Below are 19,390 nucleotides of genomic sequence, written 5' to 3'. Positions count from 1 at the left end.
GCCATGAGCAAGTACTACGAATACCTGCACACGGTCGGTTTCGAGGAGACCAACCTCGTGGGCAACGTCTACTACGTCAACTACCTGCGCTGGCAGGGACGCTGCCGGGAGATGTTCCTCAAGGAACGCGCCCCGGAGGTCCTCGCCGACCTGCAGGACGACCTGAAGCTGTTCACCCTCAAGGTCGACTGCGAGTTCTTCGCCGAGATCACCGCGTTCGACGAGCTGTCCATCAGGATGCGCCTGCTGGAGCTGGGACAGACCCAGGTGGAGTTCGGCTTCGACTACGTACGGCTCGGCAAGGGCGACGGCGAGGGCGAGATCCTCATCGCCCGCGGCAGACAGCGGGTGGCCTGCATGCGCGGACCCAACACCCGCACGGCACCAGCCAGGGTCCCCGAGCCGCTCGTCCGGGCGCTCGAACCGTATGCCAACTAGGCGCGGATCCAGGAGGTCAGCGTGAAAGTCGACCAAACCATGACGTCTTCCACGGTGGATGACGCCAAGGCGCTGCGGCGGGCGTTCGGCGCCTTCGCCACCGGTGTCACCGTGGTGACGACGGGAGGGCCCGTCCCGCACGCCATGACCGCCAACTCCTTCACCTCGGTCTCGCTCGACCCGCCGCTGGTGCTGGTCTGCATCGACCGGGGGACGGTCATGCACCAGTGCCTCAGCATGACGGGGTTCTTCGGGGTCTCGGTGCTGGGAGCCCGCCAGGAGAAGGAGGCGCGGCACTTCGCCAACCGCTACCGGCCGATGGGCATGGCGCAGTTCGACCCCGTCGAGTGGCTGACCGGCGAGCTGACCGGCGTGCCGCTCATCGCCGGCACGGTCGCCCGCTTCGAGTGCGAGCTGTGGCGCTCCTACGACGGCGGCGATCACACGATCTTCATCGGGAAGGTCCTGGGCATGGAGCACCAGGCCGACGGCGACGGCCTGCTGGTCTACCGGGGCCAGTTCCAGGAGGTCACCTCCTACTGGCGGGAGGTCCCGGCATGAGCCTGATCGGGGAGCGCACCCGCCCCGCCGCCCCCGCGGCACGGCGGGGCACGCGCCCGGGCGGCACCGGCGCGGTGCCGCCCGGCCCCCCGTTCAGCGCCACGCCGGGCCTGTTCGCCAAGCTCGTGACCGACCGCATCGGGCTGTTCGCCGACGCCACCGCCCGGTACGGCGACGCGGTCCGGCTGTCCATCGGCCCGAAGTCGATCTACCTGTTCAACCATCCCGACCACGCCAAGCACGTCCTGGCCGACAACAGCGGCAACTACCACAAGGGCATCGGCCTGTCCGAGGCCCGCCGGGTCATCGGCGACGGGCTGCTGACCAGCGAGGGCGAGCTGTGGCGCGCGCAGCGCCGCACCATCCAGCCGATGTTCCAGAACAAGCGGATCACCCACCAGGACGAGGCCGTCGCCCAGGAGGCGGCGGGCCTGGTCGCGCGGCTGCGGGCCCACGCGGGCGGGCCGCCGGTGGACATCGCCGAGGAGATGACCGGACTGACCCTCGGTGTGCTGGGCCGTACCCTGCTCGACGCCGACCTCGGCGCCTTCGGCTCGATCGGGCACTCCTTCGAGGCGGTCCAGGACCAGGCCATGTTCGAGATGGTGTCGCTGAGCATGGTGCCGCTGTGGCTGCCGCTCCCCGGTCACCTGCGGTTCCGCCGGGCCCGCCGGGAGCTGTACCGGGTGGCCGACCACCTCCTCGCCTCCCACCTCCGGAGCGCCGGGAACGGCGGGGGCGGCGGGGACGGCGACGGCCTGGTGGCGCGGCTGCTGGGCTCAGGCGTGCCGCCGTCGGGCGACCCGCGCGCCGCCCACCAGCGGCTCCGCGAGGAGCTGGTCACGCTGCTGCTGGCCGGGCACGAGACGACGGCGAGCACGCTGTCGTGGGCCTTCCACCTCATCGACCGCCACCCGGAGGTGGGGGAGCGGCTGCGCGAGGAGGCCGTCGCCGTGCTGGGCGACCGGCTGCCCCGCTACGAGGACCTGCACCGGCTGCGGTACACGGCGATGGTCGTCGAGGAGGTCATGCGCCTCTACCCGCCGGTGTGGGCCCTGACCCGCAAGGCCCTGGCCGCCGACGAGGTCGGCGGCTACCACGTGCCCGCCGGCGCCGACGTCGTGGTCAGCACCTACACCCTGCACCGGCACCCCGCCTTCTGGGACGACCCCGACCGGTTCGACCCGGAGCGGTTCGACCCGGAGCGGCCGGCCGCCCGGCCCAGGTACGCCTACATCCCGTTCGGCGCGGGGCCGCGCTTCTGCGTCGGCAACCACCTCGGGATGATGGAGGCGACGTTCGTCATCGCCATGGTCGCCCGTGAGCTGCGCCTGGCCGGCCTGCCAGGCCGCGAGGCGTTCCCGGAGGCCATGCTCTCCCTGCGGGTCCGCGGCGGCCTGCCGATGACCGTCCGCGCGGTGTGACGAGCCCGTACGGCGGGCCCCTGCGAAGGGGGGCCCGCCACACGGGCGTTTCCGCGTGCTCTGGGCCGTTCCGTACGGGCGCGGGACGCGGCGGACGCGGAACGCGACGGTCCCCGGGTGGTGTCTCCACCACCCGGGGGCCGCCGCGTTCCGCTCCGGTCAGTACCTGCCACCGCCGGTCAGCGTGCCCGCCGGGTGCGCCGGGCACACCGCGCGTGCCGGCCGGTCCGGCTCCTCCTCCCCGGCCGGGCGGCCCGTCCTCGCCGGGTCCGACGCCGACAGCAGGTCGCGCAGCGCCAGCAGCACCGGCGGGTCGAGCGGCCGCATCGGCCGCAGCTCGACGTCGGCGAGCTGGGGCCCGGCGTCCGGTCCCACGGTGACCGGCCGGCGCGCCAGGCAGAGCGCGTCGCCGTCACCCGGCCGGTGCCGGACGGCGTCCTCGTATCCGGGGGCGACGGACTGCGCGATCAGGTGCCAGCGGCCCTCGGGAACGTTCTCCAGCACGTACGGTCCCGGGCCGTCGAGCAGCGTGTAGCAGACGGGGCGGCCCTCCAGGATCCGGTCGGGGAACAGTCCCGCGAAGATCGGCCGGTCCTTCAACGGGGAGGTGACCGTCCCGCGGACCGTCACGGCCGGGCCCGGCGCGACCCGGGCGCGGCCGTCGTCGAGGGACTGCGCGGTCACGCTCTTCAGCAGCCGGTACCGGCTCGGGGACAGGCCCACGCTGCTGGTGAACCGGGAGCTGAAGGTGCCGACGCTGGAGTAGCCCACCTGGTGGCTGATGTTGGTGATGCTCAGGGAGGTCGAGGCGAGCAGCCGCTTGGCCTCGCCCAGCCGTACGGCGGACAGGAAGCGTCCCGGGGACAGCCCGGTCACCCGCTGGAAGACGCGGGAGAAGTGGAACTTGCTGAACATCGCGGTCCGTGCCATGTCGTCGACGGTGATCTGATCGCCGAGGTTCTCGTGCATACTCTCGATCACCCGCAGAACGGCTCGCTCGATTACGTCATCCATTGCTCCTCCTGGGGTCCGGAGGCTTTCTGGTGGACAGGCCCGGACGAACGGGCCTTCGAAATAGGCCGGAATCCATCCAGGCTCGGCGGCGTCCGGACGGCGCTGTCGAGCGCTTTCTCCGGAGTGGCCTGGGATCTATTTCCTGCGTCCTTTTTCTTCGTCGACCTGTACACGCGGTGGGGGCCGTCCGGCGCTGCATCGCGACGCCGATTAATTCGCCCCGATACGCGGGCGATATATCCGTGACGGCGTGTGCGCGGAGCGTGTCCGGGGTTCTCCCCGGCAGGTCACGGGTGCCTTGCCGATATCTCCACCGCCGTCTGCGGGCGGCGGAAAAAGACCGCCGGAGCGGCTCTCTTCTTCCGCGGCGGCGCCCCGTCCGGGCGCCTTTCCCCTAGCGTCCCCCCGCGTTCCTTCGCGCTCCTATCGCGCTTCTATCGCGACCGGCCCCGCGGGCCGGGCGGATCGGGGAAGGGGCGGCGGGCAGGGCGGTCCGGTGGCCGCCCGGTGGTGCAGGCGGCCCGGGGGCGGCCCGCCGGCGACCCTTCGCCGCCGGTCTGCGAGCTGGTCACCTGGCGAGCGTATGCCTGCTTCGCGGGGCGAAGAACGGGTTCGCCGGTTTTCTGGGGTCGGGGTGCCCCGGATAAGGGCGGGTCAGAGGGCTCTAGGGGTTGTTGACCAGGAAATGTGCGCCAATTGTGAGGAGGTCGGACAAGAAGCGCCGAAACAACCGTTTGTCAGATTTAAACCCTTTTAACGTCCTATATTCACTGGACGTTCTTGGAGTGTGAACAATGGCCGGGACACGCGACGACGAGTTCGCGCACTTCGTCGAGGCGACCAGGCCCGCCCTGCGGCGCGCCGCGTTCCAGCTCTCCGACGACTGGTACGAGGCAGACGATCTCGTCCAGCGCACCCTGATGGCCCTCCACCGGCACTGGGAACGGCTGGACCACCACGAGAAGATCAACGCGTACGCGCGGACGGTCATGACACGGCTGCTCATCAGCGACCGCAGGTCGCACCGGTGGTCCCGGGAGGTGCTCGACGACTCGCTCCCCGAGTCCGCCCCCGCCACCGACCCCTACGCCACCCTGGGCGACCGCCTGATGCTCATGGACGCCCTCGCCGGCCTCGGCCCGCGGCAGCGGGCCGCCGTCGTCCTGCGCTACTGGGAGGACCGCAGCGTCGAGGAGACCGCCCGCGCGATGGGCAGCGGCTGCTCGACCGTGCGCAGCCAGACCGTCCGCGGCCTGGCCGCGCTCCGCTCGGCCCTCCAGGCCGAGGGCGACGGCAACGTGGAAGATGCGCCGGACGAGGCGTTGTCCGGACCATGTGGAGAACCCGAGCTCAACTAGATGCGAGGAACGCGTATGCGCCCGCCAGCTCAGAACGAACCCCAGGACGACAGGACCATGACGCTCGAGGCGTTCGCGGACACGATCATCCCCGGTGAGAAGCGCTGGCCGGGGGATCGGGCCGTCGCGGGCGCGGCGCCGGGCGGCGGCGCGGTGGCCGCCGGCGCCATCGAGCTGCTGGAATGGGACGCGACCGGCATATCCGGCGGCCTCGGTGACTTCGCCCGGGCGCTGAACGAGCACGCCCTGGCCTACGCCGCCCAGCACGGGATCGCGCTGGAGGAGGACGTCCCGCCGTTCGTGGCCCTGGACCACGCCGGCCGTACCGCGCTGGTGGCGCTGCTCACCGCCCCCGGCCACCCCGAGAAGGACCTGTGGGTCAGCCTCGCCCTGTTCAGCAACATGGCCTACGACTCCGCCGCGCACCTGAGCACCGCCGACGCCCTCGCCGCCGGTCACCCCGGGCTGACCGCGATGGGCGTCACCCGGCCCGGCGCCGACGGTCTGTGGCGGTTCCCCGCCTACTCCTACGGCCGCCCCCTGGCCGACCTGCACCCGGACACGACCCCCTCAGGGAGCCCCGCATGAGCAGCCCGGAACGCACCGACGTCCTGGTCGTGGGAAGCGGCTTCGGCGGCTCGATCACCGCCTACCACCTCGCGGCCGGCGGCGCGAAGGTCGTCATCCTCGAACGCGGCCCCTGGCTGAAGAGCGACGACTTCGAACACGACTTCAAGCTCGGCTCGTCCTACACCCGCGCCTTCGACTTCGTCGTGGGCGACGGCATGAGCGTGCTCGGCGGCAACTGTGTGGGCGGCGGCAGCGTCGTCTACTTCGCCGCCATGCCCCGCGCGCCGCGCTTCGTCTTCGAGCGCCGCGGCAGCATCAACCGCCGCATGTGGCCCGCCGCCGTCAGCCGCGACACCCTCGACCCCTGGTACGACCGGGTCGCCGAGTCCATCCCGATTACCCACCAGGGCTGGGAGGACGCCACGTACGCCGGGGGACTGTGGGCCGCCGCCTGCCGTCACGCCGGCCGTACGGCCAATCCCGTCCCGGCCGCCGTGGACCGGGAGAAGTGCGTCAACTGCAACTGGATGATGGCCGGCTGCCGCTTCGACGCCAAGCAGTCGCTGCTGCTCAACTACCTGCCCGCGGCCCTCGCCCACGGGGCCGAGATCCGTCCGCTGCACGAGGTGCAGCGGATCGAGCGGACCGACGACGGCGGCTACCGCGTCCACTACAGCGTCGTCGACGACGAGGACTACCGGATCACCGCCGGCGACGGCGCGATCGACGCCAAGATCGTCATCCTCGCCGCCGGGGCCGGCGCCACCCCGGTCATCCTGCAGCGCAGCGAGGCCGGCCTCGGCCCGATGCCGCACGCCGTGGGCCGCTACTTCTCCGGCAACGGCGAGCGGCTCAACACGGCCGTCCTCAACGAGGACCGGGTGCGCGAGGTGCTCGGCCTGGACCGCGGCGACGGCCTGGCCTACGCCGCCAACCAGATCGGCAAGGGGCCGACCGTGGCCAACTGGGACCGGCTGGACGGCTCGCTGCCCGAGTACACCCGCTACTCCCTCGAACAGCTCTACTTCCCGCCCGGCCTCGGCACCATCCTCGCCCAGGCGCCCGGCGCGAACCCCGGATGGTTCGGCGTCGGGAAGAAGGAGATGCTGAAGCGCTGGCAGTCGTGGCTGATCATCTTCCAGATGATCGAGGACGACAACGAGGGCGTGTTCGGCCCGCCGCCGGCCCGCGGCAACGCCGACCGCCTGTCGCAGCAGATGCTCGGCATCGGCCGGCTCAGCTACAAGCCGACCGCCAACACGCTGCGTGCCTGGGAGATGGCCGACGCCGACGTCAAGGACATCCTGGAGCGCGACGGGCTCGCCACGGTGACGCCGTGGACCAACGACCTCGTCGGCGCCTACACCGTCCACCCGCTGGCCTCCTGCCGCATCGGCGACGACCCGCACACCTCCGCCCTGGACGACCGGCACGAGCTGCGCGGCCACCCCGGCATCTTCGTCACCGACGGCTCGGCCGTGCCGGGCGCGCTGACCGTCAACCCCGCGATGACCATCGCCGCCCTGGCCGAGCGCGCCGTCCCCGGCATCGTCCAGGCGGCGCGGGAGCGCGGTGTCGAGGTCACCTACGGCGCGCCCGCCCCGGACGGCTCCACCGCCGGCCGCCGCGGCGTCACCACGCTGATCCCCGAGCTGACGCGCCGGTGACCGCACCGGCGACGCGCCGGTGACAGGGCTTGCGGCGGGACTCATGACAGGACCGGCGACGACGCCGGTGACGGAGAGGAGACGGGCGATGGGTGGGACTCTCGCGCGGCTGATGCGGCCGGGAACGCTGATCCAGGTCCGGCACGTCTCCCCGGTGCGGCCACGCGCCGCCCGCGGCCTCGTCGCCCGGGTCTACCGGCAGCTCGAAGACGACTTCGGCCTGCTCGCCCCGCCGGTGATGCTGCACTCGCCCTCACCGGAGGCGCTGGCCGCCTGCTGGACGATGCTGCGCGAGTCGCTCCTGGTCGCCGGGCGGACCGGCCGGGCGGAACGGGAGGCGGTCGCCGCCGCGGTGTCGGCGGCCAACGCCTGCCCGTACTGCACGGGCGTCCACACCGAGACGCTGCGCGGCCTGGTCCCGCCGGCCCGCGCGGCCGGGACCGCCGCCCACCCGGTCCCACCGGAGATCACCGGGTGGGCCCGGGCGACCGCGACCCGCGAGACGGCCCGGCGGCACGCGGCCCCGCTCCCGGCGGAGCGGACGGCGGAGCTGGCCGCGGTGGCGGTCACCTTCCACTACCTGAACCGCATGGTGAACGTGTTCCTCGACGACTCCCCGCTGCCGCCGCAGGTGCCCGGGGCCGCGCGCGGCCCCCTCTCACGGCTGCTCGGCATGCTCATGCTGCCGGCGGCGCGCCGGACCGCCGCACCCGGCGCCTCACCCGGCCTGCTCCCCGCCGCGCCGCTCCCGGACCCGCCGGACGGCACGGCCCCGGCGGGCGGCCGGCCGTACGGCGGGCCGGGGGACGACGCGACCACGGAGGACGGACCGCACGGCGTGGCGGCGGCGTGGACGGCCGCCGTGCCGCACTTCGCCGACGCCTTCGCCCGCGCGTCCGCCGCCGCCGGCGTCTACGGCCGGCGCTCGGTGCCCCACCGGGTGCGGGAACTGGTCGCCGCCGAACTGGCCGCCTGGGACGGCGGGCCGACGGGCCTCAGCCGGGCGTGGGCGACGGTCGCGGCGGACCGGCTGCCGGCCGCCGAGCGTCCCGCGGGCCGCCTGGCCCTGCTCACCGCGCTCGCCTCCCACCAGGTGGACCGGGCGGCCGTCGAGGAGTTCCGGGCCGCCGGGGCGGGTGACCGGGAACTGGTCGAGCTGACCTCGTGGGCCGCCCTGGCCGCGGCGCGCCGGGTGGCCTCCTGGATACCCGTGCCACCCGCCTCGGCACCGGCCCCCGCTCCCGCCGGCCATCCGGTCCCCGCCGCCCGCCCGGCCGCGGCCGACTCCGGGTGACAGGCCCTCACCTCCGCGCGGCCCGGCGAGCCGCCCGCCCTGCCCTGGCGTGACCGGCCGCCCCCGGCCGCGCCACCCACGACATCCGATGCGCCACCCGACGGAAACGACAAGTAGGAGGACGGACGCGTGACCGACCTGGAGATCGTACTCGCGGACCTGACGGCCGACGGCGAGCGGCTCGACCGCCTGGTGGCGGGTCTGGACGCCGACCAGTGGAAGCTGCCCACCCCCGCCCCCGGCTGGACGGTGGCCGACCAGATCGCCCACCTGGCCTTCATCTTCCGGCTGGCCGGCACCGCCGCCTCCGACGCGGAGGCGTTCAAGGCCATGACCGCCAAGGCCCAGGAGAACTTCGACGGCGCGGTGAACGCCGCGCTGAAGGACTACGAGAACGACACCCCCGAGGTGCTGCTGGCCCGCTGGCGGGCCGAGCGCGAGGCCGTGGTGCCCGCCCTGGCCGCCGTCCCCGCCGGGCAGGTCGTGCCCTGGCTGGTCAACCCGCTGCCGCCCATCGTGCTGGCCTGCGCCGGCATCATGGAGCAGTTCGCCCACGGCCAGGACATCGCCGACGCCCTCGGCGTGGAGCTGGAGCGGACCGACAGCCTGCGTCACCTGGTGGTGTTCATCGTCCTCACCCGCGACTTCGGCTACCTCGCCCGGGGCCTGACGCCGCCGGCCGCCGAGTTCCGCTTCGAGATCACCGGCCCCTCCGGCGAGCTGTGGGCCTACGGCCCCGAGGACGCCGAGCAGCGGATCAGCGGCCCGGCGACCGACCTCTGCCTGCTGGCCACCCGGCGCCGGCACCGCGACGACCTCGCGGTCACCGCCGTCGGCGACGAGGCCGACCGCTGGCTGGACATCGCCCAGTGCTACCGGGGCCCGGCCGGCGCCGGCCGTACCCCGGGCCAGTTCGCCCCCGCCCTGCGCTGACCGGAAGGCCGGGCGGTGGACAGGGAGGGTCCGGTGGCGGGCCGGGTCAGCCCGCCAGGACCCTGTCCCAGTCCACCGTCTTGGCCCAGTCGGCGTAACTGTGCCAGCGCACGGCGGGGTACTTGGCGTGCAGGGCCTCGATGCCGAGGAAGTCGGTGTTCCTCTCGAAGTTCTCGAACATCGTGGCCACCTCCCCGCCGGCCCACCGCCGCACCATGTCCATGGGCGTCTGCCGGTAGGGGATCTCCCGGCCGAGCACCTCGCTGAGCATCCGGGCCGCCTCCTGCCCGGTGACGCGGTCGGAGGCGATGTCGATCCGCTCGCCGGCGAACTCGGCGGGGTTCTCGACGGCGTGCACGGCCATGCCGGCGATGTCGAGGACGCTCACCTGGTCGAGCGGCTTGCCCGGGGTCAGCGGGCTGGCGAGCACGCCGTCGCCGAGCCCGCTGAAGCCGAGGTTGAGCGCGTTCTCCATGAAGTACACCGGGCCGAGCACCGTCGCGCGTACCGGCTGCCGCCGCAGGTACGCCTCGATGAGCTGCTTGCTGTCGGCGTGGTCGACGCCGGCGGTCTCCGTGCGGTCGCCGCCCCGCACGGACGAGTACACCAGGTGGGCGTCGAGACGGGCGGCGGTGTCGACGAGCAGGCGTCCTTGCGCGACCTCTTCGTCCCTGCCGGCCGGTGGCGCCGATGACGACGACTTTTGGCATGACAGAAAGCTCCTGGTCATTAGGGGGCCGGATCGTGACACGCGTCGCCGGTGATTCTGCGACCTCAACCGGGCTTGAGGTCAAGCGGGGGACCGTGCGCCCGGACGTACGGCTCCTCCTCCGAGAGGTCCGCGGCGAAAGCCTCGGCGAGCCGGCGATTCCCCGATCAGGACGTGCGGGCCGGCGAGCCCGCCTCCCGCCGCAGGGCGGCCACCTCCTCGCCGAGAGCGTCGACGGCGGCGGTGAGCTGGGCGTCCGACAGGTACGGCGCCGGCCCGAGCCGCAGATACTCCCCGCGGCTGTCGGTCAGGACGCCCCGCTCCGCCAGCCGGGCCTGCAGCCGCCCGGCGTGCGGCGACCGCAGCGACAGGAACCCGCCGAAGTCGCCGGGGGAGCCGTCGCGGTCACGGGTGACGAGGTCCTCCGGGGCGTCCAGCGCGTCGAACCGGGCGGTCAGCAGGCCCCGCTGGCGCAGCGAGATCCGGCGCAGCACGGACGGGGTCAGCCCCTGGTCGGCGAAGAAGCCGAACACGCGGGCGGCGCGGTAGTGGCTCGTCGGGTCGTAGGTGGACCCCGCGAACCGGGCGGCCCCGGCGGGGTAGCCGACGGTGCCCTCCCGGTGGTCGGACGCCAGTTCGGCGAACTCGGCGTACCAGCCGGTGATCACCGGCCGCAGCCCGGCGGCGTGCGGCGGGATGCGCAGGAAGCAGTTGCCCTCGCCGAGCTGGAGATACTTGTAGCCGCCGCCGACGACCCACGCCGTGTCGATCCCGTCCATGCAGAACGGCACGACGCCCAGGGCGTGGTAGGCGTCCACCAGCAGCTCGGCGCCGCGCCGCCCGCAGGCGGCGGCCAGCTCGCCGAGACCGGGGACGATCCGGGCGGTCTCGAACAGCACCGCCGACACCAGCACGGCGGCCGTGCGGTCGTCGACGGCCTCGGCCATCCGGGCCGCCAGCGTGCCGGCGGGCTCGGCGGGGACCCGGACGACCTCCACCCCCTCCTCGGCCAGGCGGCCGAGCTGGCGTCGCAGCGTGTGGAACTCCCCGTCGGAGGTGACCAGCCGGGGCCGGGCCCGCAGGTCCAGCGCCGACAGGAAGCGCAGCACCAGCTCGTGGGTGTTGCCGCCGAGGGCCAGCTCGGCCGAGGGGGCGCCGAGGAACCGCCGGAACCCCGCGCGCACCTCGTCGGCCTTGGCCATCGCCCGGCCCCACTTGGCGTCCACGTCGCGGGCGGCGTCCTCGAACGCCTCCACCTGGCCGGCCATCGCCACGTCGGGCCACGCCTGGTGCGAGTGGCCGGTCAGCAGCATCCGCTCCGCCACCCGGAACATCGAGTAGTGCGGCGCGAGCAGCGCCGACCGGTCGCCGTCCGGCACGGTCGCCGCGCCGTCCGGGCCGTCCTGGGCGCGGAGGCTCACGCCGGCCGGGGCGGGAAGGTCCGCGCCGTCCCGGTGCCCGGGTCGGCCCTGCGGGTTCTCACGATGGTTCACAGCAGACTCCTGACCGCCCACAGGTCCGGGAAGACCGGGGCGAACACATCTCCGCGGGGATCGGGGGCCTCGTCACCGGCCGCCCGCTCCACGATCATGGCATGCCGGTAACGCCACTCCTGGAAGCCCTCGTCGAGGTCCACCAGCCGCTCGCAGATCTGGGCCGCCGCGCCGTCGTCGCGGTGGACCCGTACCAGGACGTCCTGGAGGCCGGGCGACGGCGCGACCGGCGCCGACACGTCCCGGTACAGCAGGTCGCACGGGACAGGATAGCCATGCGCCGCCAGGTAGCCCAGGAGGGAGTCGAAGACCGACGGCCGGTACGTCGCCGCCTCCGCCTCCGCCCGCCCGCCGCCGTCCGCGGGGCCGTCCGCCGGGTACGGCCCCGCGGGCGGCGGCGGGCGGCGGTCGCGCCGCCCCAGCACCGTTTCGGCCTCACGGAACCCCGCCGGGTCGAAGGACCCCGGCCCGGCCGTCTCACCGCCGGCCAGCTCCCACGCGGCCAGCGGCTCGATGACCTCCAGCTGGGCGACCAGCGCCCGCAGGATCCGCAGCGACCGGTCCACGGCGCGCAGCGCCCCGGGGCCGTCGCCGCGGTCGAGCCCGCGCTGCAGCGCGTCGAGCTCCCGCAGGAGCTGCTCGAACCACAGGCCCTGCGCCCGGAGGGCGACGGCGGGCAGCGTCTCGCCGGACCCGCCGGGGTGCCCCCTGAGCGGCGGCGTCAGGATCTCGTCCAGCGCCAGGTAGGAGGGGTACGCCGTCTCCTGCGACTGGTCAACGATCATGTTCATCCTCCCGTGCCCCCCTTTTCAGGCCACCTCGGCCAGGTGCTCCGGACGGCCCGCGCCGCTCCGGACAGCGGCCTCGCGGTCCTCGCGGTCACCGTGGTCCTCATGGTCACCGTGGTTCTCACGGTCCGCGTGGCCCCCGCGGTCACCGCCGTCGCCGTCGCTCAGGGCGCGGCGGTCGAGCTTGCCGGAGCCGGTGTGCGGCAGCTCCGCGACGAACCGGATGTCGCGCGGGCACTTCTGCGGCGCGATCCTGGACTTCGCGAACGCCCGCAGCTCCTCGGCGGACACCTCGCCGTCGGCCACGACGTAGGCCCGAAGCCGGGTCAGGCCGTCCACCCGGTGGCCGACGACCGCGCACTCCGTCACGGCGGGGTGGCCCAGCAGGCAGTTCTCCACCTCGGCGGGCGCCACCCAGATCCCGCCGATCTTCAGCATGTCGTCGGCCCTGCCGCGGTAGTAGAAGTAGCCCTCGGCGTCGCGGGTGAACAGGTCACCCGAGCGCACCGTGTGCTCGCCGACGAACGTCTCGGCCGACTTCTCCGGCTCCTGCCAGTAGGCCAGGGCCACCGTCTCACCGGTCACCTCCAGCAGCCCGGTCTCGCCGTCCGGCAGGGTCCGGCCGTGCCGGTCCACCACCCGCGCGCGGTAACCGGGCACCACCCGGCCCAGGCTGCCGGGGCGGGCCTGGCCCGGCCGGTTGGACAGGTAGATGTGGTACGCCTCGGAGGAGCCGATGCCGTCGACGACCTCGACGCCGAAGGTGTCCAGCCACCGGCGGTGCAGTTCCTCCGGCAGCGGCTCGCCGGCCGACGTGCACAGCCGGATCGAGCTGAGGTCCTGCCGGGCGGCCTCGGGGTGGGCGATCATCGCGCTCATCATGGTCGGCACGTTGACCAGGATGGTCGGCCGGTACTTCGCGATCAGCTCGAAGATCCGGTCGGCGGTGCTGCGCTCGGGGAAGACGATCCCGGCCGCGCCCACCCCGAACGGGAACAGCGCGGTCAGGTCGCGGGCGTAGCCGAAGAACAGCTTGGGCACCGGCAGCACGACGTCGTCGGGCCGGATGTCCAGCACGCCGCGGGCGTACCACTCGAAGCTCAGCAGCGGGCTGCGCGCCGGCAGCACGCACGCCTTGGGCGCGCCGGTGCTGCCGGTGGTGAACTTCCAGATGGCCACGTCGTCGCGCGTCGTCTCCGCCGGGACCGGCTCGGCCGGCTGCGCGGCGACGAGGGTGGCGAAATGCCGCTCGCCGGGACGCAGGTCCTCCTCGGGCACCCCGACCACCAGCAGGTTCGTCACCCCCGCCTCCCGGAGCCGGCCCAGGGTCACCGCGTCGGCCACCACGACCGCGGGCTCGGCGTAGTCCGCGAAGTAGCGGTAGTCCTTGGGCTGCAGGTAGGTGTAGACCTCGGCGGTGACGGCGCCGATCCGCTGCGCGCCGTACCAGGCGGCGACGAACTCCACCCCGTCGCCGAGCGCGAGCAGCACCCGGTCGCCGCGCCGCACGCCCAGCGCGAGCAGCGCGTTGCCCACCCGGCCGGCCAGCGCCCGCAGCTCGCCGTAGGTGACGGGACCGGCGTCGGTGAGGAGGGCGGTCCGCTCGCCGGGGTTGCGGTCCAGGAAACGCTCGGCGACGTTGAAGCGGGGAGCGTCGTCATGGCGACCGTGGACATCGAAGCCGGGCGGCGCGGTTACGGAAACGTCCATGGGAAAACCTGCCTCGTGGCTGGTGATTCGTCCTCGTGTCACCCACGATGCATTCCGGGCGGAACGCCGGACAGGCGAAACGGAGGCAGCAAAATGGCCGCGGCTGACAGGTTCCTGCCAGCCGCCGGACCGCCCCGGGGAACCCGCTCGACGTCCCCCGCGCGCCCGCGGCGGTGTCCCCGCGCACCCGCCGCGCGCGGGGCACGGCCCGTCCGAGGCGAAGGAGCCGAAGCGGCACCCCGCGCCTCCGCCGCGCGCCCCCTGCGCGGCTCCGGGCATCCCTGCCGGAAAAGGACGTCCCGCCATATCTTCTCGCGGATTGCTGGATGGGCTCCGCCGCGTTGACCTCCCACGGGACCGGCGTGCTGTACTGGGTCCCGTACCGGCCCCCGCACCGTTTCCGACACCGGGAAGGGAAGCCGGTCAGCGGAGAAACCCCGGCCCGCGGCCGACCGACGCAGCCCTTTCCGCGAGGTGAGCGGCGGCCGCGGGGCCGACGGCCTTCACTCCGGGCCCCCACGGGCCGGGATCTGTGAGGAGGAGGGACCGATGGCGTCCACATCTGCGGAATCCCGGCCGGTCACGGCGCCGGAGGCGGCGTCCGGGACGGCGGGGGAGGTGGCCGGCTGCCTGGGCGGCACGGTCCACCTGGCGCACGCGCAGGCGTCGCCCGCCGCGCCCGCCGTGATCGCCGCGGGCTTCTCCGCCTACGCGGCCCGGACCAGGGCGCGGGCCCGCGCCACCGCCCTCGACCTCCTGCACCGCCTGCCGCCCGGACCCGAGCCCGTGCCCGTGGCCGGTCCCGGCGGGCGGCGGCTGCGGCTGACCGACTTCGTGCCCGGCCCGCCGGAGGACGGGCCGGTCGTCGTGGGCACCGGCCTGCTGACCGGGGAGCGCTACCTGCTGCCGGCCGAGGTCTGCCGGCTGGGGGAGAGCGACGGCGCGGTCGAGCCCACCGAGGTCGGCGTGGTCGACAACGGGGTCTCCGCGGCGGTCGCCGAGCTGCTCGCCCACGACGTGGTCACGCGCTGGTGGGCCGACCCCCGGCAGCGGGTCCTCCGGGTGTCCCGGTATCTCGACCGGCTGCTTCCCCCCGGGGTCGTCGAGGCCGCGTCCGGCCTGGGCCTGTGGGTGTCGGCGTTCGTGCTGCCCGCCCCCGACGCCCGGATCGCCCTGGTCGGCGTGGGCGGCGAGGGGGCGACCATGGCCGTCGCCGCGGCGCGGACGGTCAAGGAGGCGGTCGGCGAGGCGTTCCTGCGGGCGATGGCGTCCCGCGCCCAGCCGTGGGACGAGCTGCCGGCCGGCGACTCGCTGCGCCGCCTCGTGGTCTGGCATCGTGAGGCCGACTACCTCGCCTACCTGGAGCGGTCGGCCGTCGACGCCGGCACGCGGCTCCTCGGCGAGCCCGGCGGGCTGCGGCCGTCCAACTGGGCGGACGTCGCGTCCCGGCGGTTCGGGCACGAGCCGGTCGCGGTCACGGCCGGGCCGTCCCGCCAGGTCGTCAAGGTGGTCTGCCCGGGCGCCGCCTGCCACCGGCCGGTCCCGCCGGGCACCGTGCTGCCATGCCCGGTCAACTGACCCCTCCTCCCCGGGCGTACGGTGGCCCTCGACGTGCGGAACACGCCGCCGATTGACGGGACGGCCGGCGGTCGGTGAACCTGACGGTCCGCGACCGCCGCCGGGAGCGGACGCGGTGAGCCGGGAGGGGACGCGGTGACCATGGACGGCGCGAGAGGCTCGGCCCCCGCCACGGAGATGCTCGCCGGGACGACCGGCTGGCTGCTGCACGAGACGGCCCGGCGGGTCGTCGCCGAGACGGAGGAGGCGCTGCGGGGCGAGGGCCTGCGCTGGCGCGACTACGGCGTGCTCGGCCTGCTGCAGGCCGCGGGCCCGCTGTCCCAGCAGGAGATCGGCCGCCGCCTGGGGGTGGACCGCTCGACCATGGTCCACCTCATCGACGCCCTGGAGGAGAGAGGGCTGGTCGAGCGCGCGCGTGATCCCGCCGATCGTCGCGCCTACGCCGTACGGCTGACCGGCGCGGGCCACGCCCTGCTCGCCGACGTGCTGCGCCCGGTGACCGAGACGGTCCACGACCGGCTGCTCGGCGGCCTGGCGGCCGAGGACCGGGCGCACCTCGACCGCGTTCTTGCTCACCTGGCCGATCAGGGGGTCATCGGCTAGATATGCCGATTTACTGATTATCTCTTTGTTGTTAGATTGTAGGCAGGCGCACCTGTATGGCGGGGCGGTTCGCCCGCCTTTGGGGCGGGTGCGCATGGCCGGGAGGTGAGCCGTGGACGTGTCCGTCATCGGCATCTCGCCGGAGGCGGTGGAGATCTATCGATACTTCCTCCGGCACCGGGGGGAGGGCGTCGACTCCGTTCCCGAGGCATTGGGCCTCGATCCGGATCTCGTGGAGTCCACCGCCGAGACACTCGGCCGGCTGGGCCTGCTCGACCTGCACGACCGGCACCGGGTCGTGGCCACCGAGCCACGGATCGGCATCGAGCGCCTGGTGGAGAAGCGGCTCAACGAGCTCAACGCCGAGGTCCTGCGCGTCCTCGCGGCGCGTGACGCCATCTCGGTCTTCATGGAGGACAAGCAGGAGGGGGAGCGCGCCGCGACGGCCCTCGACATCGAACGGGTCGAGGGCGCCGACCGGGTCCGCCAGCGGCTCGACGACCTCGCCTTCTTCTCCTACAAGGAGACGCTCTGCCTGCACCCCGGCGGGCCGTTCAGCCGGGTGATGATCGAGTCGGCGCTGCCGCTGGACACCCGCTCGCTGCGCCGCGGCCTGTCGATAAAAGGGGTGTACCACCCCAAGGCGCTCGAAGACGCCTTCATGCTCTCCTACCTCCGCGAGCTGGTCAGCCTCGGCGGCGAGGTGCGCATCACCGAGCAGCCCATGGACCGCATGCTGATCTACGACCGGAGCGTGGCGGTCGTGCCGATCGACCCCAAGGAGAGCGCCAGGGGCGCCCTGCTGGTCAGGGAGCCGGGCCTGGTGTCCCAGCTCGTGATCTACTTCGAGGGGATGTGGAAGTCCGCCGTCGACCTCCGCGAGTTCATCGAGCCCTCCACCGAGCAGCCGTTGCTCTCGGAGATGGAGCAGCGGGTGCTGGAGGTGATGGCCACGGCCGACAAGGACGAGATCGCCGCCCGCGAGCTGGACATCTCGGTGCGGACCTATCGCCGCTACGTCGCCGACCTCATGGCCCGCCTCGGCGCGGTCAACCGCTTCCAGGCCGCGCTGCGCGCCAAGGAGGAGAACTGGATCTGACCGGCCACCGCGCGTCCCTTCCCTCGGGGGCGTCCCTGGAACGCTTGGGCGCCCCGGACGTCTCAGACGCCTCGAACCCCTCGGACGTCCCGGGCGCCTCGAAGTCTCAGGTGTCCCGGGCGTTTCGAGCGGCTCAGGCGTCGAAGCGGCGGCGGGACGCCTCGATGTGACCGAGGTACCGCTGGGTCCAGGCGCACATCGCGTTGGTCATCTCCCACAGGGACCGGCCTGGCTCGGTGAGGGTGTATTCGACCCGCGGCGGCACGGTGGGGTGGACGTTCCGCTCGACCAGGCCGTTGCGCTCCAGCATGCGCAGGTTCTGTGTGAGCATCTTGTGGCTGATCCCCTCGACGCCGTTCCGCAGCTCGCTGAAGCGCAGGGTGCCTTCCCCCAGGGCCTCGATGATCAGCAACGCCCACTTGTTGGCGACGTCCGAGAAGATCTCGCGCGCCAGAGAGTCGGCGCGTGTCAGGTCCGCGGCCGCGGGCGAGCCCTCGAACTGCTTGGTCACCATGAGGTTCCCCAGTCACTGAAAAGTGCGTTCTTCCATGTCAGCGGACACTCTCCTACAGTTCCCCAGTAACTGCAAGAGACCACGAGCGTCGTGGTCCGGTGGAAGTGAGCCCGCGGGCTCTCATGACGAGGAGACGAGTGGCATGGCCATCACCATGGTGAACCCCAGCGGACTGCCGGAAATCGACGTCTACCGGCAGGTGTCGATCGCGTCCGGGTCGAAGCTGGTCTTCGTCGCCGGGCAGGTCGCCTGGGACGCCGACGGAGTCACGGTCGGCGAGGGCGACCTCGCGGCCCAGGTCGAACAGTGCTACCTCAACGTCGGCACCGCCCTGTCCGGGGCCGGCGGCTCATTCGACGACGTCGCGAAGCTGACAGTCCACGTCGTCGACTGGACCCCCGACAAGATGCCCCTGCTCCTGGAGGGGATCACCCGGGCGGCCGCGAAACTGGGGGTCACCCCGGTGCCGCCGGCCACGCTGCTGGGCGTCGCGGCCCTGGACGTTCCCGCCCACCTGGTCGAAATCGAGGCCGTCGCGGTCATCGACTGACCGCGACGACGTGGGTGGGCGTCTCCCGGGGGAACCGCCGCGGATGGAGACCATCGGCGGGAGGGCCGTGTGGAGACATCGGTGGGAGGGCCGTGGGGGAGGGGAGGACCGTGGCGCGGGGGTCCACGCGTTCGGGGTGCGCGGTATCAGGGATCTGCGGTGTCGGGGTGCGCGCGTTCGGGGTGCGCGCGTTCGGGGTCGCGCGTTCGGGGTCCGCGTCATCGGGGGTCGCGTGAGAGGGCCTGCGGTATCCGGGGCCGCGCGAGCGGGGTGCGGTATCAGGGTCCGTGTGAGAGGGCCTGCGGCGTTCGGGGCCGCGCGAGCCGGGTGCGGTGTCAGGGTTCGTTGAGCGGGCCTGCCGCTCCGGGCGGGGTTTCTCGGGGAGGTCGTGCCGGCGGGGTCGACACGCCGCTCGACGTCTTCGGGGATTCTGCCCGTCACCCCGGCTCTCTTCGGTCCTTTCCGGACCTTTCTCGTCTCTCCTCGCGGTTTCCGCTCCTCCCGCACGGCGGGCCCGGCCCTTCCCCGTACGATCCGCGTCCCGCCTCTCCGCGCGCCGGTTCTTCCCCGTCCCGGTTCTCCGCGTTTCGCCTTTCCGCGCCTTCGGCGCCGCCGCGCCGCGCCGCTGGGCGCCGCCGGAGGTGCCCGGCGGTCAGCCCCAGGTGTTGCCGTCACCCCGCGCGGCGGAGCCCCAGGTGTTGCCGGGGCCCTCGGCCAGGACACCCCAGGTGTTGCCGGCCCCCTGCGCGGCCGAGCCCCAGGTGTTGCCGTCGGCCAGCACCGTCACGTGCCGCCCGCCGGCCTGCCCGGCCACCGCCTCGGGGGCACCGGCCGCGAAGGTCAGCACCAGCGCGCCGGAGGCGACCGCGACGGCGCCCCTGACGATGTTCCTGTAGTTCACCGGGAAGGCGGTCAGGTTCTTCATATCACTGCCTCTTTCTCGTTCTTCGTTTCCTCGGCGAGTCGTCCTCGCACAATCAACTCTGCGTGCCCGGAAGGGCCCGGACCAGGCTTGCCGGAGGCAGCAAGTTGCATGTCGGTTACCACTTCCTGCCAGCCCCCTGCCCCGGGAGAAGGGCCTTGCGAC

19 protein-coding genes are annotated in these 19,390 nt (G+C 73.4%); 12 read left to right on the top strand and 7 right to left on the bottom strand.

Annotated elements, in window-relative coordinates; genetic code table 11:
* The first annotated feature begins 3 nt into the window (after positions 1-3).
* The 3 genes from IEZ10_RS27605 to IEZ10_RS27595 are packed head-to-tail and all read left to right on the top strand — an operon-like array spanning position 4 to position 2,423.
* Positions 4-438 carry an acyl-CoA thioesterase gene (locus IEZ10_RS27605; RefSeq protein WP_179817973.1) on the top strand — a complete coding sequence of 145 codons (435 nt, stop codon included), beginning with the start codon at positions 4-6 and terminating at the stop codon, positions 436-438.
* Between the two features lie 21 nt (positions 439-459).
* Positions 460-999: a flavin reductase family protein gene (locus tag IEZ10_RS27600; protein ID WP_308426314.1), complete on the top strand. Its 540-nt coding sequence runs from the start codon at positions 460-462 to the stop codon at positions 997-999.
* Positions 996-2,423, top strand: coding sequence for a cytochrome P450 (locus IEZ10_RS27595; protein WP_189249428.1), 1,428 nt, complete (start codon positions 996-998; stop codon positions 2,421-2,423). Before IEZ10_RS27600 ends, IEZ10_RS27595 begins: the two co-directional genes overlap by 4 nt.
* Before the next feature lie 159 nt (positions 2,424-2,582).
* On the opposite strand, the gene IEZ10_RS27590 is transcribed toward IEZ10_RS27595, so the two are convergent.
* Complete coding sequence (locus IEZ10_RS27590) at positions 2,583-3,437, bottom strand: helix-turn-helix domain-containing protein (RefSeq protein WP_189249427.1); 855 nt, start codon at positions 3,435-3,437, stop codon at positions 2,583-2,585.
* Between the two features lie 794 nt (positions 3,438-4,231).
* On the opposite strand from IEZ10_RS27590, the gene IEZ10_RS27585 reads away from it, so the two are divergent.
* The 5 genes from IEZ10_RS27585 (at position 4,232) to IEZ10_RS27565 (ending at position 9,259) form a co-directional block, all read left to right on the top strand.
* Positions 4,232-4,795, top strand: a complete 564-nt coding sequence (locus IEZ10_RS27585; protein ID WP_189249426.1) for a SigE family RNA polymerase sigma factor — start codon at positions 4,232-4,234, stop codon at positions 4,793-4,795.
* Between the two features lie 15 nt (positions 4,796-4,810).
* Entirely contained in the window at positions 4,811-5,383 is a 573-nt protein-coding gene (locus IEZ10_RS27580) for a DUF5987 family protein (protein WP_189249425.1), read from the top strand.
* A complete protein-coding gene (locus IEZ10_RS27575; RefSeq protein ID WP_189249424.1) occupies positions 5,380-7,032 on the top strand; it encodes an FAD-dependent oxidoreductase in 1,653 nt (550 codons plus the stop codon). Before IEZ10_RS27580 ends, IEZ10_RS27575 begins: the two co-directional genes overlap by 4 nt.
* 88 nt (positions 7,033-7,120) lie before the next feature.
* Entirely contained in the window at positions 7,121-8,326 is a 1,206-nt protein-coding gene (locus IEZ10_RS27570) for a carboxymuconolactone decarboxylase family protein (protein ID WP_189249423.1), read from the top strand.
* 129 nt (positions 8,327-8,455) lie between these two features.
* Entirely contained in the window at positions 8,456-9,259 is an 804-nt protein-coding gene (locus IEZ10_RS27565) for a TIGR03084 family metal-binding protein (RefSeq protein WP_189249422.1), read from the top strand.
* A 46-nt stretch (positions 9,260-9,305) separates the two neighbouring features.
* On the opposite strand, the gene IEZ10_RS27560 is transcribed toward IEZ10_RS27565, so the two are convergent.
* The 4 genes from IEZ10_RS27560 to IEZ10_RS27545 all read right to left on the bottom strand — a co-directional run bounded on the left by IEZ10_RS27560 (position 9,306) and on the right by IEZ10_RS27545 (position 13,959).
* On the bottom strand, positions 9,306-9,989 hold the full coding sequence (locus IEZ10_RS27560) for an NmrA family NAD(P)-binding protein (RefSeq protein WP_189249421.1): 684 nt from the start codon (positions 9,987-9,989) through the stop codon (positions 9,306-9,308).
* Between the two features lie 146 nt (positions 9,990-10,135).
* A complete protein-coding gene (locus IEZ10_RS27555) occupies positions 10,136-11,461 on the bottom strand; it encodes an aminotransferase class V-fold PLP-dependent enzyme (protein WP_229811702.1) in 1,326 nt (441 codons plus the stop codon).
* Entirely contained in the window at positions 11,458-12,252 is a 795-nt protein-coding gene (locus IEZ10_RS27550) for a tryptophan 2,3-dioxygenase (RefSeq protein ID WP_189249420.1), read from the bottom strand. The genes IEZ10_RS27555 and IEZ10_RS27550 overlap by 4 nt, the downstream gene beginning before the upstream one ends.
* Positions 12,253-12,270: 18 nt before the next feature.
* Positions 12,271-13,959, bottom strand: a complete 1,689-nt coding sequence (locus IEZ10_RS27545) for a benzoate-CoA ligase family protein (protein WP_189249419.1) — start codon at positions 13,957-13,959, stop codon at positions 12,271-12,273.
* A gap of 549 nt (positions 13,960-14,508) precedes the next feature.
* Here IEZ10_RS27545 and IEZ10_RS27540 point away from each other — a divergent pair.
* The 3 genes from IEZ10_RS27540 to IEZ10_RS27530 all read left to right on the top strand — a co-directional run bounded on the left by IEZ10_RS27540 (position 14,509) and on the right by IEZ10_RS27530 (position 17,239).
* Positions 14,509-15,537, top strand: a complete 1,029-nt coding sequence (locus tag IEZ10_RS27540) for a hypothetical protein (RefSeq protein ID WP_189249418.1) — start codon at positions 14,509-14,511, stop codon at positions 15,535-15,537.
* Positions 15,538-15,678: 141 nt separating this feature from the next.
* Positions 15,679-16,140, top strand: coding sequence for a MarR family winged helix-turn-helix transcriptional regulator (locus tag IEZ10_RS27535; protein ID WP_189249417.1), 462 nt, complete (start codon positions 15,679-15,681; stop codon positions 16,138-16,140).
* A 112-nt stretch (positions 16,141-16,252) separates the two neighbouring features.
* The gene (locus IEZ10_RS27530; RefSeq protein ID WP_179817955.1) at positions 16,253-17,239 is read left to right on the top strand and encodes a helix-turn-helix transcriptional regulator; all 987 of its coding nucleotides are present in this window, start codon (positions 16,253-16,255) and stop codon (positions 17,237-17,239) included.
* A 133-nt stretch (positions 17,240-17,372) separates the two neighbouring features.
* Here IEZ10_RS27530 and IEZ10_RS27525 read toward each other — a convergent pair whose 3' ends face one another.
* Positions 17,373-17,753, bottom strand: a complete 381-nt coding sequence (locus tag IEZ10_RS27525; protein WP_189249416.1) for a winged helix-turn-helix transcriptional regulator — start codon at positions 17,751-17,753, stop codon at positions 17,373-17,375.
* 142 nt (positions 17,754-17,895) lie between these two features.
* Between IEZ10_RS27525 and IEZ10_RS27520 the strand changes: the two genes are divergently transcribed.
* Positions 17,896-18,303: a RidA family protein gene (locus IEZ10_RS27520; RefSeq protein WP_189249415.1), complete on the top strand. Its 408-nt coding sequence runs from the start codon at positions 17,896-17,898 to the stop codon at positions 18,301-18,303.
* Positions 18,304-18,955: 652 nt separating this feature from the next.
* Here IEZ10_RS27520 and IEZ10_RS27515 read toward each other — a convergent pair.
* Positions 18,956-19,228: a hypothetical protein gene (locus IEZ10_RS27515; protein ID WP_189249414.1), complete on the bottom strand. Its 273-nt coding sequence runs from the start codon at positions 19,226-19,228 to the stop codon at positions 18,956-18,958.
* Positions 19,229-19,390 lie beyond the last annotated feature (162 nt).

The organism is Streptosporangium pseudovulgare (assembly GCF_014648055.1).
GTDB lineage: Bacteria > Actinomycetota > Actinomycetes > Streptosporangiales > Streptosporangiaceae > Streptosporangium > Streptosporangium pseudovulgare.
The sequence above is the reverse complement of the archived record's forward strand: the minus strand, read 5'-3'. Positions and strand labels throughout refer to the sequence as shown.